At 39.0% G+C, this 15,065-nt stretch carries 9 protein-coding genes and 2 pseudogenes; all 11 read left to right on the top strand.

The window, feature by feature from the left end; all coding sequences use genetic code 11:
- Window positions 1–92 precede the first annotated feature (92 nt).
- Entirely contained in the window at window positions 93–863 is a 771-nt protein-coding gene (locus OSJ91_RS14345) for a hypothetical protein (protein ID WP_350298856.1), read from the top strand.
- On the top strand, window positions 863–1,129 hold the full coding sequence (locus tag OSJ91_RS14340; protein WP_214768320.1) for a PqqD family protein: 267 nt from the start codon (window positions 863–865) through the stop codon (window positions 1,127–1,129). Before OSJ91_RS14345 ends, OSJ91_RS14340 begins: the two co-directional genes overlap by 1 nt.
- The gene (locus OSJ91_RS14335; RefSeq protein ID WP_214768319.1) at window positions 1,119–1,586 is read left to right on the top strand and encodes a signal peptidase I; all 468 of its coding nucleotides are present in this window, start codon (window positions 1,119–1,121) and stop codon (window positions 1,584–1,586) included. Before OSJ91_RS14340 ends, OSJ91_RS14335 begins: the two co-directional genes overlap by 11 nt.
- Window positions 1,583–2,548: a nucleotidyltransferase family protein gene (locus OSJ91_RS14330; protein WP_350298855.1), complete on the top strand. Its 966-nt coding sequence runs from the start codon at window positions 1,583–1,585 to the stop codon at window positions 2,546–2,548. The genes OSJ91_RS14335 and OSJ91_RS14330 overlap by 4 nt, the downstream gene beginning before the upstream one ends.
- Window positions 2,549–2,790: 242 nt before the next feature.
- Window positions 2,791–3,417 (top strand): metal-dependent hydrolase, encoded by a 627-nt coding sequence (locus OSJ91_RS14325; protein ID WP_133346439.1) that lies wholly within the window; start codon window positions 2,791–2,793, stop codon window positions 3,415–3,417.
- Between the two features lie 450 nt (window positions 3,418–3,867).
- Complete coding sequence (locus OSJ91_RS14320) at window positions 3,868–4,311, top strand: C40 family peptidase (protein ID WP_413017909.1); 444 nt, start codon at window positions 3,868–3,870, stop codon at window positions 4,309–4,311.
- A gap of 764 nt (window positions 4,312–5,075) precedes the next feature.
- Window positions 5,076–7,205 (top strand): ATP-dependent Clp protease ATP-binding subunit, encoded by a 2,130-nt coding sequence (locus tag OSJ91_RS14315; protein WP_485889891.1) that lies wholly within the window; start codon window positions 5,076–5,078, stop codon window positions 7,203–7,205.
- 383 nt (window positions 7,206–7,588) lie between these two features.
- Window positions 7,589–9,475: pseudogene (pulA, locus tag OSJ91_RS14310) on the top strand (type I pullulanase); the annotation flags it as partial.
- Between the two features lie 176 nt (window positions 9,476–9,651).
- Entirely contained in the window at window positions 9,652–12,615 is a 2,964-nt protein-coding gene (gene fdhF / locus OSJ91_RS14305) for a formate dehydrogenase subunit alpha (RefSeq protein ID WP_485889890.1), read from the top strand.
- Window positions 12,608–13,129: pseudogene (locus tag OSJ91_RS14300) on the top strand (helical membrane plugin domain-containing protein); the annotation flags it as partial. The gene fdhF and the pseudogene OSJ91_RS14300, both read left to right, overlap by 8 nt.
- Before the next feature lie 430 nt (window positions 13,130–13,559).
- Complete coding sequence (locus OSJ91_RS14295; protein ID WP_485889889.1) at window positions 13,560–15,047, top strand: spore germination protein; 1,488 nt, start codon at window positions 13,560–13,562, stop codon at window positions 15,045–15,047.
- The last annotated feature ends 18 nt before the right edge of the window (window positions 15,048–15,065 follow it).

The raw sequence follows: 15,065 nt of genomic DNA, 5'->3' as shown, positions 1-15,065 counted from the left end.
TATAATAGCGTGTGTAGGAGTATTATCCTAATGTTGGATATTCTGTTTAAACATTTTCGGTCGATAAAAAAAGGGGAGAAAGGAATCTAATTATGAAAATATTTCACACTAAAATAGGGGATCATTTCATTCAATTTGAAAATGCCCCCGAATATATAAATGGGATGTTCCGAGAATTGGAGGGCGCAAATTATCGGCCTGACCTTACCGTAACAATCCAGATGGACTTTGGATCATCTTTTGTGAACTATGATGTGAAAGAAGATAGGCAGGCTGATAGAATTTATTTTCGAAGGTCTGATTACCTAGTGGAAGTAGATGCAGAATATCAATATGCAGAGATTTCCGCTTATAATGAATTGGCTTTAAAGCATGCATTAATTAATTTATACAGTTCGTTCATTGTATACCATGAATGGGGGCTGCTGCTTCACTCTTCTTGCGTAATAGAAAATGGTAAAGCTCATATTTTTGCAGGTCATTCTGGTGCTGGAAAATCAACGGCAGCAAAATTATCTTATCCGCGAAACCTTCTCTCGGATGAAGCAACCATTTTAAAAATTTCATCCGAAAAAATGGAAGTATATAATTCGCCATTCCGAAGTGAAATCCTAGCTGCTGGGGAAGAAGAAATTTTCCCATTAGGGAGTATTCAAGTCTTACATCAGTCTCTTCAAAACCAAAGAGAAATACTTACTAAATCGGATTCGCTCATAACAATGATAAATAAAGTGTTTTATTGGTCAGATCATCCAGCAAATAAAAAAGTGATACTAGGGATGTTAACGGAACTGGTTAACCAAGTACCTATATATAACCTCTTTTTTCAGAAAAACGATACTTTTTGGGAGTTGATTTCGTAATGGTCCAATATATTCAAAGTAATCATGTGGAAGCCACGCAACTTGGTGATGAATGGATTATTTTACATACTGAAAAATTCACAGTGACAAAGCTAAATGAAATCGGTGGGTTTTGCTGGGGGCTTTTAAACCAAGCACAAACAGTGGACTCCTTGATTCAGACATTAACTGATCAATATTTAACGGCAGAGGAAATAGCAAAAGATGACATAGAGTCGTATTTATTGGATTTATTACAGTTTGGATTAATTCAGCATGTTATTTGACAAGGAGATTGTCGAATTATTTAAGATGACACTGAAAAAAGAGGGCTCACTTAATTTACCTGCGCAAGGATGTAGTATGTATCCTTTTATAGAGGAAGGGGATATATGTAACTTTAATGAATGCAATCCTTTTCATTTAAAAAAAGGGGATATTATTTTGTTTTACACTTCATCTAATCGATTGATTGCCCACCGGTATTATAAGGAAATGAAAAGTGATCAGCAACCCGGATACCTTTTCAAAGGAGATACTAATGTAAGCTTTGATCATACAGTACAATTGGAACAATTGATTGGTAAACTTGTTTATGTCCAAAAACGGAATTCCAAATTGCATGCTTCTGGTTTTCTAGCAAAAGCATGGGGTGGATTAATACTTACATTTCCGTTTATATCGAGGATGTTACGAAAGCACCTAAATTTACAACAAAGAGTAAAGGGGAGACTTTCCCATTGAATCCAACGATACTGCAGGTACTATTTGAACCGCAAGTAAAGTTGCCAATTGACTCAGAATATTATTGGCAGCTTCTAAATGAAATAGAAAAATCGAAAATTCATCCGCAAATATTGTTCCTAATGAAAGGGAATGGGAGGTTTATGGATACTCCAGCGTTCTTTCAGCAAGTAATAATTGAAAAATTTCAAAGTGTCTTTTATCAAAATATCCTGATTAAAAGTCAAACAGATTTGGTTTTGCGTGAATTTGAACATAACGGCTTAGATGTTATTCCTTTAAAAGGGACGCTTTTTTCTGAGGAACAGTTCGGCCATCTTGGAGCTCGGCCCACGTCTGATATCGATTTACTAATTAAAGCTAGTGACATGGATCAGGCAATTGAATCGGTCAAACAATTAGGGTATAAACAAAAGGAGAAACAAATACCTAATCATTTTCATACTTCGTTCAGTAAATACCTTCCTGAATCCAAAATCCCACTAACCATCGAACTTCATTGGGATATTTTAAAGAAAGATACCGCTAATTTGGAAATCACCGAGTTTTGGAAAGAAGGATATCTCATCAATGACTCACTTCATGTTAAACAACTTTCCGATTACCATCTTTTTTATACGATTTGTCTCCATGGGTGGCGGCATAACATGGATTCATTAAAGTATTTTATAGATATCATTCAACTTCTTATAAACCTGGATATCGATTTTGAAAGATTACTAGCGGATGCTAAGCGTCACAAAACAAAAAAAAGAATCATCAGAACGTTATCGATTGTATATGAGCAGTTACCTATTCTTCATTCAGTTAAAGAGTTTCCTTACTATATTCCGACTTTATTCAACAAAAGGAATTCTGCAATCAATAAGTATGTGGACTTCATTGACTATTCATTTCTAAGTTTTGATTCACCTAAACATTCCATAATTGAGCTTCGTAATTGGTTATATCTCCAAAAATAAATGTTACTGGCTGAATTTAATTTCCCAATACCCAAAAAGGTTGAAAGTATACTTTATATAGAACGAGCTAAGAAACTAAAATAATAAGGTTCTTTATATGGTCTAATTACTGATTTCTATGGCTTTATTTATAAGAACTAGAGAAATTTTCCCCAAAATGTTGTATAGTTAGTATGCAGGGATTCGAACAAACATTCGTTTCTTGGAAGCAGATTACATCTTAGAGGGACAGGAGAGAGACAGTGAACGGTACAGCACACATGGCTATAGGGGCAACAGTTGGATTCTTGACGGCAAACACACTTCAAACAGATCCAACCACCACTTTATTCTTGGTGGGCATCGGGGGAGTTTCAGGGCTGATGCCCGATATGGATATTGATGGGAAGTTAAGTAATAGGATTACCTTTTCACATAAGTTTATCCGAACGATAGCACAAACGATTGGGATATTAATGATCATTTATAGTCTTTTGGAAGGCTCTGATACGGAAAAGTGGATCGGTGTAGGTGCAGGAATCGGAATCATCATTATTTCTTCATTCATTAGGCAAAGGCATATGCTGACCCTGACTGGATTAGCGGTTTTAGGCGGCGGTTTATCTTTGCAGGAAAGCTGGTTGTGGCTGTTAGGCGTCTATATTATCCTGGCATCCTTTACACCACATAGAAGTTATACCCATTCGATTGCCGGTATCGCTTTTTTTGGCATCATTGCCTTTCAATTCGAAGCCTTTATGGGGATTGACGGAATTTTCGCAACTTGTTCATTAGGATACATAAGTCATTTAATTGCAGATTTGAAATGTTTACCTTTTAATAAACGTGGGGTGAAATTATTTCTTCCATTTTTCTCAAAAGAATTTTGAAAGTGGTTTTCTTACCGCTGTTCAGACTGCAGACAAATTGGAGTAGAGACAGTTTGCCTGCAGTTAGTTGATTCCAGAAATTCGCTCCCTTTCAGCCGACCATCAAAGCAAGCGGACGTGGGGTCTCGGCTAGCTGGATTTCGTCGCAAATTTCTTCATTTTAGATCGGGATCCATTCGTATAATCAAATAAAAAACATGAAGGATATTAAAATTCTCGAATCTTCTTTTATCGATAAACTGGACAGTGGTTATCTAACTACTGTTTTTTCTATGAGAAAAAGTAAGTTTTAAGCTAAATGGACACATCATTCGACTTATTTTTATGTTTTATATGGTCATTCTTCCTAAATCTACTAAATGTAACATATTTGTAAAGATCCTGTGATGCGAGTGATATACCTTTTCTAGTATATTAGGTTTAGCAAATCACATCAGGGGGTAAAATAATTTGTTTAAGAAAATTGTCGTCGGATTGTCATTGGCTATTACGCTTGTAACCGCATCCTTTGCTGGGGACCAAGTGGAAGCTGCTTCATATCATACAAAAGCTATTAAAGTGGCTAAAAGTGAATTAGGTACAAAATATAAAATGGGTGGCATTTCTTCTTCAGGTTTTGATTGTTCCGGTTTAGTGAAGTATTCATATCAAAAAGCTGGTAAGAATTTACCAAGAACTGCTGCTGACATATATAAAAAAGGTAAGAAAGTTAAAAGCCTGCAAAAAGGTGACTTAATGTTTTTTGCACCAAATAAAGCGAATAAACCTACACATGTGGCTATATACATAGGAAACAATGAATTCATACACTCTTCATCATCTAAAGGAGTGTCATACGCTAAAACCAATAATACCTATTGGAAGCCAAAGTATATTGGTGCGAAACGTATATAATAGAAGAAAATCATTCTTAATATAAAAAAGCTAAGAGACTTAATGAAGTCTCTTTCAATTTGTAGCCAAAAAGGTTTCGGAAGGTTTCATTCCGAAACCTTTTTGATTTTTTATTGGAATTGAAGCAGCTATAGCGGAAAGGAAAGCATGGCATGGGTTGGACAACGAGGGGACTTTTTAGAAAGTTCGATATCACCTCAAGTATTAATACTACTTAAAAACAAAAAAGACTGTAGGCAAAAGTGTTCTATCTTAAAGTTAAAACAAAGTTGATTGGAACGGGTGTGCGAGACTCCTGCGGGAAAAGCGCGTCAAGGGGAGACCCCACAGGCGCGAAGACGCCGAGGAGGCTCCCCGACCGCCCGCGGAAAGCGAGTACCTGGAGTGGAAATCCAACGTTTAAAAATTGTACAAACCTTAAAGAGACTTAATAAAGTCTTTTTTTGTTTTAAAAAATTAGAGTGGATGAGGTGCATATGGACAATAGAATTGGCGTTTTGTTAATAGTTAAGGTTATGGTGAGTCCTGAAGTGGGTAATCAATACTAACTGAATATACTAAGAGGCATACATAGAATCTTTTTATTTGACTGGAAATGGATAGTTTAATATGCTTAGCAAACCAATTCAAGGTAATTTCTTTTTTTATCAAAAAAATTCCCAGACAAAATTATTGAAAGTCAAAGAAGGTCAATGTATAATAAAGTCAGAAAGTCAAAGAAGGTCAAAGATTTTTAAATTCATTTTTTAAAGGAGGAGTACTACATGCTTTGTGAAAAATGCCATGTAAACCAAGCTAATATTCAAGTTCACCTAAATATGAATGGTCAGGAGCATGATGTGAAACTGTGCTCCACTTGTTATAAAGAAGAGCGAAACAAACTTGGAGCAGCTATGGGCGGAATGGATATAGGGAAATTCCAATTTAACGGATCTCCAAATTCATTCAATCCATTTAATTATAATGGTGTACCAAAACCGGATTCAGCTGAACATGGCGAGGATGGAGGATTGCTTGAGGAGTATGGCCGCAATTTGACCGATGCTGCTAAAGCAGGACTTATTGATCCGGTTATCGGACGAAATGAAGAAATTAAACGCGTCATTGAAGTTCTAAATAGGCGCAATAAAAATAATCCAGTTTTAATCGGTGAACCTGGTGTCGGTAAAACAGCCATTGCTGAAGGTCTTGCTTTAGCGATTGTTGAAGGTTCAGTGCCAGTTAAATTACGTAATAAGCTTGTATATATGCTTGATGTAGCGTCCCTTGTGTCGAATACTGGAATTAGAGGGCAATTCGAAGAACGAATGAAGCAATTGATCAGCGAATTACAGGAAAGAAAAAATGTCATACTATTCATCGATGAAATTCATCAGCTAGTGGGAGCGGGTTCGGCCGAAGGATCAATGGATGCAGGAAATATCTTGAAGCCTGCACTTGCACGCGGCGAACTCCAGCTTGTCGGAGCAACCACTTTATCAGAATATAGGAAAATTGAAAAAGATGGTGCCCTTGAAAGGCGCTTCCAGCCTGTACACGTTAATGAGCCGACAACGGCTGAGGCACTTGTCATCTTACGTGGATTAAAGGATAGTTACGAATCTTATCATGGTGTGACATATAGTGAGGAAGCCCTTAAAGCGGCTGTTGAACTTTCGAACCGCTACATTCAAGACCGTTTCCTGCCTGATAAGGCAATAGACTTAATGGATGAAGCAGGTTCCAAATTGAACTTGACCATCGAAGACGGCCAAGTAGAAAACATGAAAGAGCGTCTGGCTCAAATCTATAAAGAAAAAGAAATGGCCTTAAAAGAAGAAGCATATGAAAAAGCTGCCGTTCTTCGTGATGAAGAAGAAAAACTGGAAAAGTCATTGCAGGCTGGGGAAGCTGCAATTAAGCCAACCGTTACCGTTGAAGACATTCAAAATATCATCGAACAAAAGACTGGTATACCTGTAGGTAAGCTCCAAGAAGATGAGCAAGAAAGAATGGTTCACCTCCAAGCGGAGCTGATGAAAAAAGTAATCGGGCAGGAAGAAGCTGTCAAAAAGGTGTCCAAGGCCGTTCGAAGAAGTCGTGCCGGGTTAAAATCAAAAAAACGTCCTACCGGTTCTTTCCTTTTCGTTGGTCCGACAGGAGTCGGTAAAACCGAATTGGCAAAAACTCTTGCTGAGGAATTATTCGGGGACAAGGAAGCGATGATTCGTCTTGACATGAGTGAATTCATGGAGAAACACAGTGTTTCTAAATTAATCGGTTCTCCTCCTGGATATGTAGGACATGAGGAAGCTGGACAATTGACGGAAAAAGTTCGCCGCAAGCCTTACAGTATCATCTTATTGGATGAAATAGAAAAGGCACATCCGGATGTAATGCATATGTTCCTGCAAATCATGGAAGATGGCCGCTTAACCGACAGTCAAGGCCGGACCGTTACTTTTAAAGATACCGTGATCATCATGACGAGTAATGCTGGAGTCGGTGAGAAACAAAAAGTAATGGGATTCGGTACAAGTTCAGCTGTAGAAGAAGCTTCAATCCTACAATCTTTAGGCAGCTTCTTCAAACCGGAATTCCTGAATCGATTCGATAGCATCATTGAATTCTCGGCATTGAAGAAAGAAGATCTTCTGCAAATCGTTGATATCATGATTCACGAGCTTGACGAAACACTTGCTGCAAATGGTTTATCTTTAGATGTAACTAATGAAGCGAAACAAAGGCTAATTGAACTCGGATATCACCCAACTTTCGGGGCGAGACCGCTACGCCGGGTTCTACAAGAACAGCTCGAAGACGGCATCACTGACTTTATCTTTGAGCAGCCCGAAGTTAAGAACTTCACTGCAATTGTTGAAGATAACTCTGTGAAAATTATTAAAACACCATAAAGAGTACTAGAAATGCCTCCAAGACCGTAAAACTGTTATGGAGGCATTTTTTTATCTTTTTTAGGCTTCGTTTTCATAAAAGGGTAAGGTCCGGCTAAATGACCTACAGCTTTCGATAAAAATATAGATTTCTGAATTTTCGACATAATTTGCCGATCAAATGTTTTGATGGGTAATGCCTGTGGAATCATAACATAAGTGAAGATTCGCTAATGATTATAAAAATTAATAATTCCTGTTCTGAAATGGGAATTTCAATGGAGGAATGACCTATTAAAGATTCACTTTCTTATTTTGAAGAGGAAAATAAAAATAATCGAAAACCTACGGATAATGAAACGGAAAATCAGTTGGAATCCCTGCCGATTGCTAATATTAATCCAGTAAATCCGTCGGAATTGGATGACCTATATTTCTATGAAGGCAAAGATTTAGGAAATTCCTATCTTAAAGATAAAACGGCATTCCGGTTATGGGCGCCACTTGCATCTGAAGCTAAGCTAGTTACTTATAAACATTGGGATGATTCAGATGGAATGGAGATTCCGATGGTTCGTTCGGAAAAAGGTACCTGGACGATTGAGTTGGACGGTGATCAGGATGGATTGATTTATACATATAAAGTGAGAGTGGGAGAAATCTGGAGTGAAGCCGTCGATCCATATGTTCGTGCAGTTACTGTTAATGGTATTAAAGGAGTCGTGATAGATTTAACAGATACGAACCCAAAAAGGTGGACACGGGATAAACCACCTCTCGAAAAAGCTGAGGACATAGTCATTTATGAATTGCATACTCGGGATTTGTCGATTCATCCTGAAAGCGGAATAAATAATAAAGGTAAATTCATAGGAGTAATTGAAGCCGGAACCAAAGGTCCAGAAGGAGCGAAAACGGGTCTTGATCATATTAAAGATCTAGGCGTTACTCATGTTCAGTTTATCCCGATATTCGATTTTGCTACAGTCAATGAAATGAAATTGAATGAACCACAATATAACTGGGGATATGATCCACAGAATTATAACGCTCCCGAGGGATCTTATTCGACTGATCCGTATCAACCAAAAGTCAGGATTCGGGAGTTAAAGGAAATGATTCAAGGAATGCATGATCACGGTTTACGAGTCATCATGGATGTTGTCTATAATCACGTTTATTCTGTGGAGGACTCGAACTTCCATAAACTCGTTCCCACTTACTTTTTTCGCTATTACGCTGACGGCACCCTATCTAATGGAACTGGTGTAGGAAATGACACCGCGTCTGAACGTAAAATGATGCGCAAATTCATTGTTGAATCCGTAACCTATTGGGCGAAGGAATTTAACCTTGATGGTTTCCGTTTCGATTTAATGGGGATTCATGATGTGGAAACGATGAATGAAGTGAAAAAGGCACTGGCAGAAATTGATCCGACCCTCATTGTTTTGGGTGAAGGCTGGGATATGGATACCCCCTTGGCCAAAGAGCTGAAAGCAAATCAAAAGAATGCTTTTAAAATGCCTGGAATCGCTCACTTTAATGATGCGATCCGTGATGGTTTAAAAGGGTTTGTAATGAATGAACATGATAAAGGATTCGTGAATGGCAAACCAGGAATGGAAGATATTATAAAAAAAGGCATTGCTGGTGGTTTGGAATATGATGATGATATCGCGACATATCAAAGACCAGATCAAGTGATCAATTATGTTGAAGCACATGATAATTATACTTTATGGGATAAGCTTCTCATCACTAATCCAGATGCGACAGAAGAAAAACGGAAACAAATGCATAAATTAGCTTCGGCAATTGTCTTACTGTCACAGGGAATTCCAATGATACATGCTGGACAAGAGTTTATGCGCACAAAGGATGGAGATGAAAATAGCTATCAATCTTCTGATTGGATTAACCGATTGGATTGGAAAAGAAGAGCTGATTTCGATCGGGAAGTGGAGTATATGAAAGGACTGATTTCGCTCAGGAAAAATCATTCTGTTTTTAGGTTAAGCACACCCGAAGAAATTGAAGAGCATTTACAATTCATTGATGCTCCGCCAAATGTGGTTGCATTCTCTTTAAAAACAGAAGATTCAACAATTGCAGTGATTCATAATGCAAATTGGGATGCGATAACGATTAATCTTCCCCACGAAGATAATTGGTCCGTTCTAGTGGATGGTCAGCGGGCTGGCCTGGAAGAAATAGAAAGGATTAAAGGGAGTCAGATAACCGTTGCCCCTTTAAGTTCGTTTGTGTTAAAAGCAAATTCTAACCAATGACATAAGGTCGAAGTGAGGGAATACTATGTCTCACTTCGGCTTTGTTCATTTGCTGATATGAAATTGGTTAAAAGGAGTCTTCCATTATTTACTTTCGCAAGTTTGAGAAAAAATGTGCGGGGGTAGAAAATACCAAATGATGAATTTTATCGTTGTGTAAGAGGGGAGCGATTATTTTGCCAGAGAAAGTGCATATAAAAATCAATGGTGCTGAGACCAGTATGGAAGGTAATCAAACAATATTACAAATGCTGACGGATAGCTCCATTGATGTCCCGAATGTTTGTTACCATCCTAGCCTAGGTCCTATCGAAACATGTGATACATGTTTAGTGAGTGTTAATGGTGAACTTGTAAGATCTTGCTCCACCATAATCAGGGATGGTGATGTAATTGATACAGTTGCAGCTGATGTAAAAGAGGCACAGGTCATGGCGATGGACAAGATATTGTATAACCATGAGCTTTATTGTACAGTTTGTGATTATAACAATGGCGGTTGTGAAATACACAATACGGTTAAGGAAATGAAGGTAAATCATCAAAGTGTTCCTTTTGATCAAAAACCATATGAAGTGGATCGGTCAAATCCATTCTATCGATATGATCCGGATCAATGCATTCTTTGCGGCCGTTGTGTTGAAGCATGTCAAGATGTACAGGTCACTGAAACATTGACCATTGATTGGGAAGCAAAACGCCCGCGTGTCATTTGGGATGATAATGTTCCGATCAATGAATCTTCATGCGTGTCATGTGGACATTGTTCTACTGTATGTCCGTGTAATGCAATGATGGAAAAAGGAATGGAAGGGGAAGCCGGATTTTTAACCGGCATTGCCAAACAAACACTTAGACCTATGATAGAAATTACAAAAAATGTTGAAACGGGTTATGGTTCGATTTTAGCGATTTCAGATATGGAATCCGCCATGAGGGATGCAAGGATCAAGAAGACAAAAACGGTTTGTACATACTGTGGGGTAGGATGCAGCTTTGACGTTTGGACCAAAGATCGTAAAATCCTTAAGATCGAACCGCAAGTGGAGGCACCTGCAAATGGAATTTCGACTTGTGTAAAAGGGAAATTCGGATGGGATTTCGTGAATAGTAAAGAAAGACTCACAAAACCTTTAATTAGGGAAGGGGATACGTTCAGGGAAGCTGAATGGGAAGAAGCCCTTGAATTGATTTCCCGTAAATTCACTGAAATCAAAGATTCTCACGGTCCGGATTCGATGGCTTTCATAACTTCTTCCAAGTGCACTAATGAAGAGTCCTATTTAATGCAAAAGCTGGCTAGGGGAATCATCGGCACCAATAATGTGGATAACTGTTCCCGGTATTGTCAGACACCGGCTACTTTAGGACTATTCAGAACGGTTGGATATGGCGGAGATACAGGGGGCATAAAGGATATCGAAAAGTCCGAACTTGTATTGATCATAGGCTCCAATACATCCGAATCACACCCCGTGTTGGCTACAAGAATCAAACGTTCCCATAAACTGGGTAAACAGAAGCTGATAGTGGCGGACATCAGAAAGCATGAAATGGCTGAACGTTCCGACCTCTTCATCCAGCCTGCACCGGGATCGGATATCATATGGCTGTCGGCCGTGACTAAATATATCGTCGACAAAGGTTGGACAGATACAGACTTCATCAAAAATCGTGTAAATGGAATGGAAGAATACATCAAGACTTTGGAACCTTACACATTGGAATATGCTGAAAAAGTAACAGGCGTAGCTAAGGAAGATTTAATTACGTTGGCAAAGGCCATTCATGAAGCGGAAAGCGTTGCATCGCTTTGGGCCATGGGCGTTACCCAGCATGGAGGAGGAAGCGATACAAGTACTGCAATTTCCAATTTATTGCTCATAACAGGCAACTATGGTAAACCCGGAACAGGTACTTACCCTTTACGCGGCCATAATAATGTTCAAGGAGCCAGCGATTTTGGCAGTATGCCGGATCGCCTGCCAGGTTATGAAAAAGTAACGGATAAAAATGTCCGCGTGAAATATGAAAACATCTGGGGAGCAAAAATACCAGAAAACCCTGGCCTGAATAATCATGAAATGGTCGAAGGGATACATGCAGGTACCATCAAAGCAATGTACTTAAAAGGTGAAGATATGGGTCTGGTCGATTCGAATATCAATCATGTCCATAAAGCATTTGAAAAACTGGCCTTCTTTGTGGTACAAGATATCTTCTTATCAAGAACGGCTGAATTCGCGGATGTCGTCCTTCCCGCAAGCCCAAGCTTTGAAAAAGAAGGTACTTTCACGAATACGGAACGCCGTATTCAACGTCTTTATCAAGTCTTTGAACCGCTTGGCGACTCAAAGCCTGATTGGCAAATCATAAAGAATGTCGCTAATTCGTTAGGAGCCGGCTGGAATTATGAGCATCCAAGTGAAATTATGGAAGAAGCAGCCAAACTATCACCATTATATGCAGGAGTAACGTATGAACGCTTGGAGGGTTATAACAGTCTTCAATGGCCAGTGACTCCAGATGGTAAAGATACGCCACTGTTATTCACGGAAGCTTTTCCTTTCCCTGATGGAAAAGCAAGGTTATTTCCAGTCGAATGGACCAAACCGATTGACTTTGGGGATGAGTTTGATATCCATGTGAATAATGGCCGTTTATTGGAACACTTCCATGAAGGAAACATGACTTATAAATCAAAAGGCATTACTTCCAAAACGCCAAAAGTCTTCCTTGAGGTATCCCGGGAATTGGCAAAAGATAGAGGGCTTGAGGATGGCACTCTTGTTCGGCTTACTTCACCATATGGAAATGCAAAAGTGCAATGCCTGATTACGGATCGTGTAAAAGGTAAAGAAGTTTATCTGCCGATGAACGATTCAGGTGATGGGGCAATCAACCAATTGACAAGCAGCCATTCAGATAAAGATACTGATACTCCTGCTTATAAGGAAGTTCAAGCAAAAATGGAAGTGCTCAGGGTTAAAGGAGACAATCCGTTGCCGAGTATCAACCATCGTAATGGTAATCCACAACCGCAGATAGGTGTACAAGTACAAAAAAAATGGGCCCGCGAAGATTATATTTTCCCTGGTGACCTCTTGAAGATCAAAAAGGAGGAGAGGAACCGTGGCTAAAGCGACAAAAGTGATCAATCGAATCTCCATTAGCGATGAAGAAAGAAGAAGAATTGAACTCGAGGATATCGAGCGTACCCTTTTGGAAAATAAAGAAGTGATTAAAGAAACGTTTGAAGTCATGAAGGGCATGCAGGATCGTGGGATTTTATCAATGGTTAACAGCTTGTTGCAGGAAGGGGACAAAGTGCTGAACATTCTTGTCAAGACAGCAGACACCCCAGAAACGGCAAATATGCTAAAAAATCTGCTTCTCATACTTGGCACGTTAGGTACACTTAATGTTCAGCAGCTTGAACCGCTTATCCTCAAGGTTAATTCAGGGATTGCCCGTGTGGCAGAGTCTGATAAAATGCCGGAAAAGCCAAGCTACCTAGCATTGCTGCGTTCCTTGAATGACCAAGAAGTCAAACAAGCTATGACTTTTCTGATGACCTTTCTTAAAGGAATGGGAGAAGATACAAGCGATTTAGAAAGAACCACCCAATTACCAGAGAATCAGCATTTGCATAGGGCGAATGAAACAGCGGACATAGAACGGCCGACCTCCAGAAAATCATACGGATCGAGTATACCCAGTAAAAGCGGAAGCGAAAAAAAACGAAACACCAGCTGGTTTTGGATCGCTGCAGGAGTTTCGCTCGTAACCATTCCGCTAACCTTATCTAAAGGTAAGAAATAAAGTAGCTCGTTAATATTATTGAAATGACGTAAAATCGTCTGCGAAATTGACTTTGACTTGAGTAATGATAAAATAATTCCCACCAAAATATTAAAGCCGATGATTCCCTTATAAGGAAACATCGGCTTTTTTCGATGGGAAGTGATATCAAAATTTTTCTCACCATCCTTTTATTACATATATTTATATTAGATACAAATAATAAAATCAATCATCAGTGAAACGAACATATACACACACTTAATCAGTAAGGGGCGGAAAAGTGCGAATAGGACGTTCTCTTAAAAGAGCTAAAGAAAAATCTACAACCAATGGCACCTTATCCTGCGAGGTAAATCAAAATGTAAAAAGATTGAAGAACGAGCTCGGGAACAGTTCAGATTTGTCTGTTCGAATGATTGAGTCTCCACACGAAAAATCGGTACAGGCAGCTGTAATCCACCTTGACGGTTTGGCTGATGCTAACATCATTAATGAAAACATAGTTGAACCATTAATAGATTGGTTCAAAGAAAATAAACAAATATCGACAGAGATAGAAGAACGAGCCAGCCATATTCTAACGGTATCCCAATTAACCGTTAAAGAAAGTTGGCAGGAATTCGTATCAGCGGTTTTGACAGGAGATACGGTTGTATTGTTGAATGGCAGTACAAAAGCATTCATCGCCAGTACGAAAAGTCAGCCATCCCGTGCGATAACTGAGCCGACAAGTCAAACGGTCATAAGAGGACCAAAAGATAGTTTTAATGAAAATTTAAGAACCAATACGTCTTTAATTCGTGCTAGGATTCAAAATCCTAATGTACGCTTAGAGAGCTTGAAAGTCGGAAAAGTCACTCAAACGGATATTGGAATCATGTACATTCAGGGAATCGCGGATGAGAGTATTGTGAAGGAAGTCAAAGAACGAGTAAAGGGCATTGATATTGATGGGGTTCTTGAATCGAATTACATTGAGGAATTAATCCGGGATGATTCAACTACGATTTTTCCGCTTCTTTTGAATACAGAACGTCCTGATGCGGTAGTTGGAAATTTATTGGAAGGTCGAGTCGCCATCATTATCCAAGGAACTCCATTTGTTTTAATCGTCCCGGCGATTTTTTCTCAATTTTTTCAATCTCCGGAGGACTATTATCAAAATCAATATATCAGCTCTTTTTTAAGGATGTTAAGATTTGGAGCCTTTTTTCTATCGATGTATGCATCCGCTATATATTTGGCACTAATTACTCATCACCAGGGGCTTATTCCTACTACTTTACTTGTCAGTTTAATGGCTCAAAGAGAAAATGTTCCTTTTCCAGCGATTGTCGAAATACTGGTCATGGAAATGGCCTTCGAGATTTTACGCGAGGCGGGAATTCGAATGCCAAGGGCGATCGGACCAGCCGTATCAATTGTAGGTGCACTTATTTTAGGGCAGGCAGCTGTTGAAGCGGGATTTGTGGGAGCGGCAGTTGTCATCATTGTAGCCATCTCTGCAATCAGCAGTTTTACACTGCCAAATACCAGTCTAGTCAATGTTACTCGTGGAATTCGATTTATGTTGATTTTTATTTCGGCTTTTATAGGCTTATATGGCATATTGCTTTTCACTCTATGTATCTGGCTTCATATGAGCAGCCTGAGGTCTTTTGGTGTTCCCTATTTTGCCCCATTTGCTCCATTTCGTTTCAAAGAGCAAAAAGATGGTTTTTTTCGTTTTCCCATACAGTCACTAATGAAAAAACCTACAAACAAATAAAACTCGTTTAAAAAAGAA

The organism is Bacillus sp. T-10(2022) (assembly GCF_056502895.1).
The sequence above is the reverse complement of the archived record's forward strand: the minus strand, read 5'-3'. Positions and strand labels throughout refer to the sequence as shown.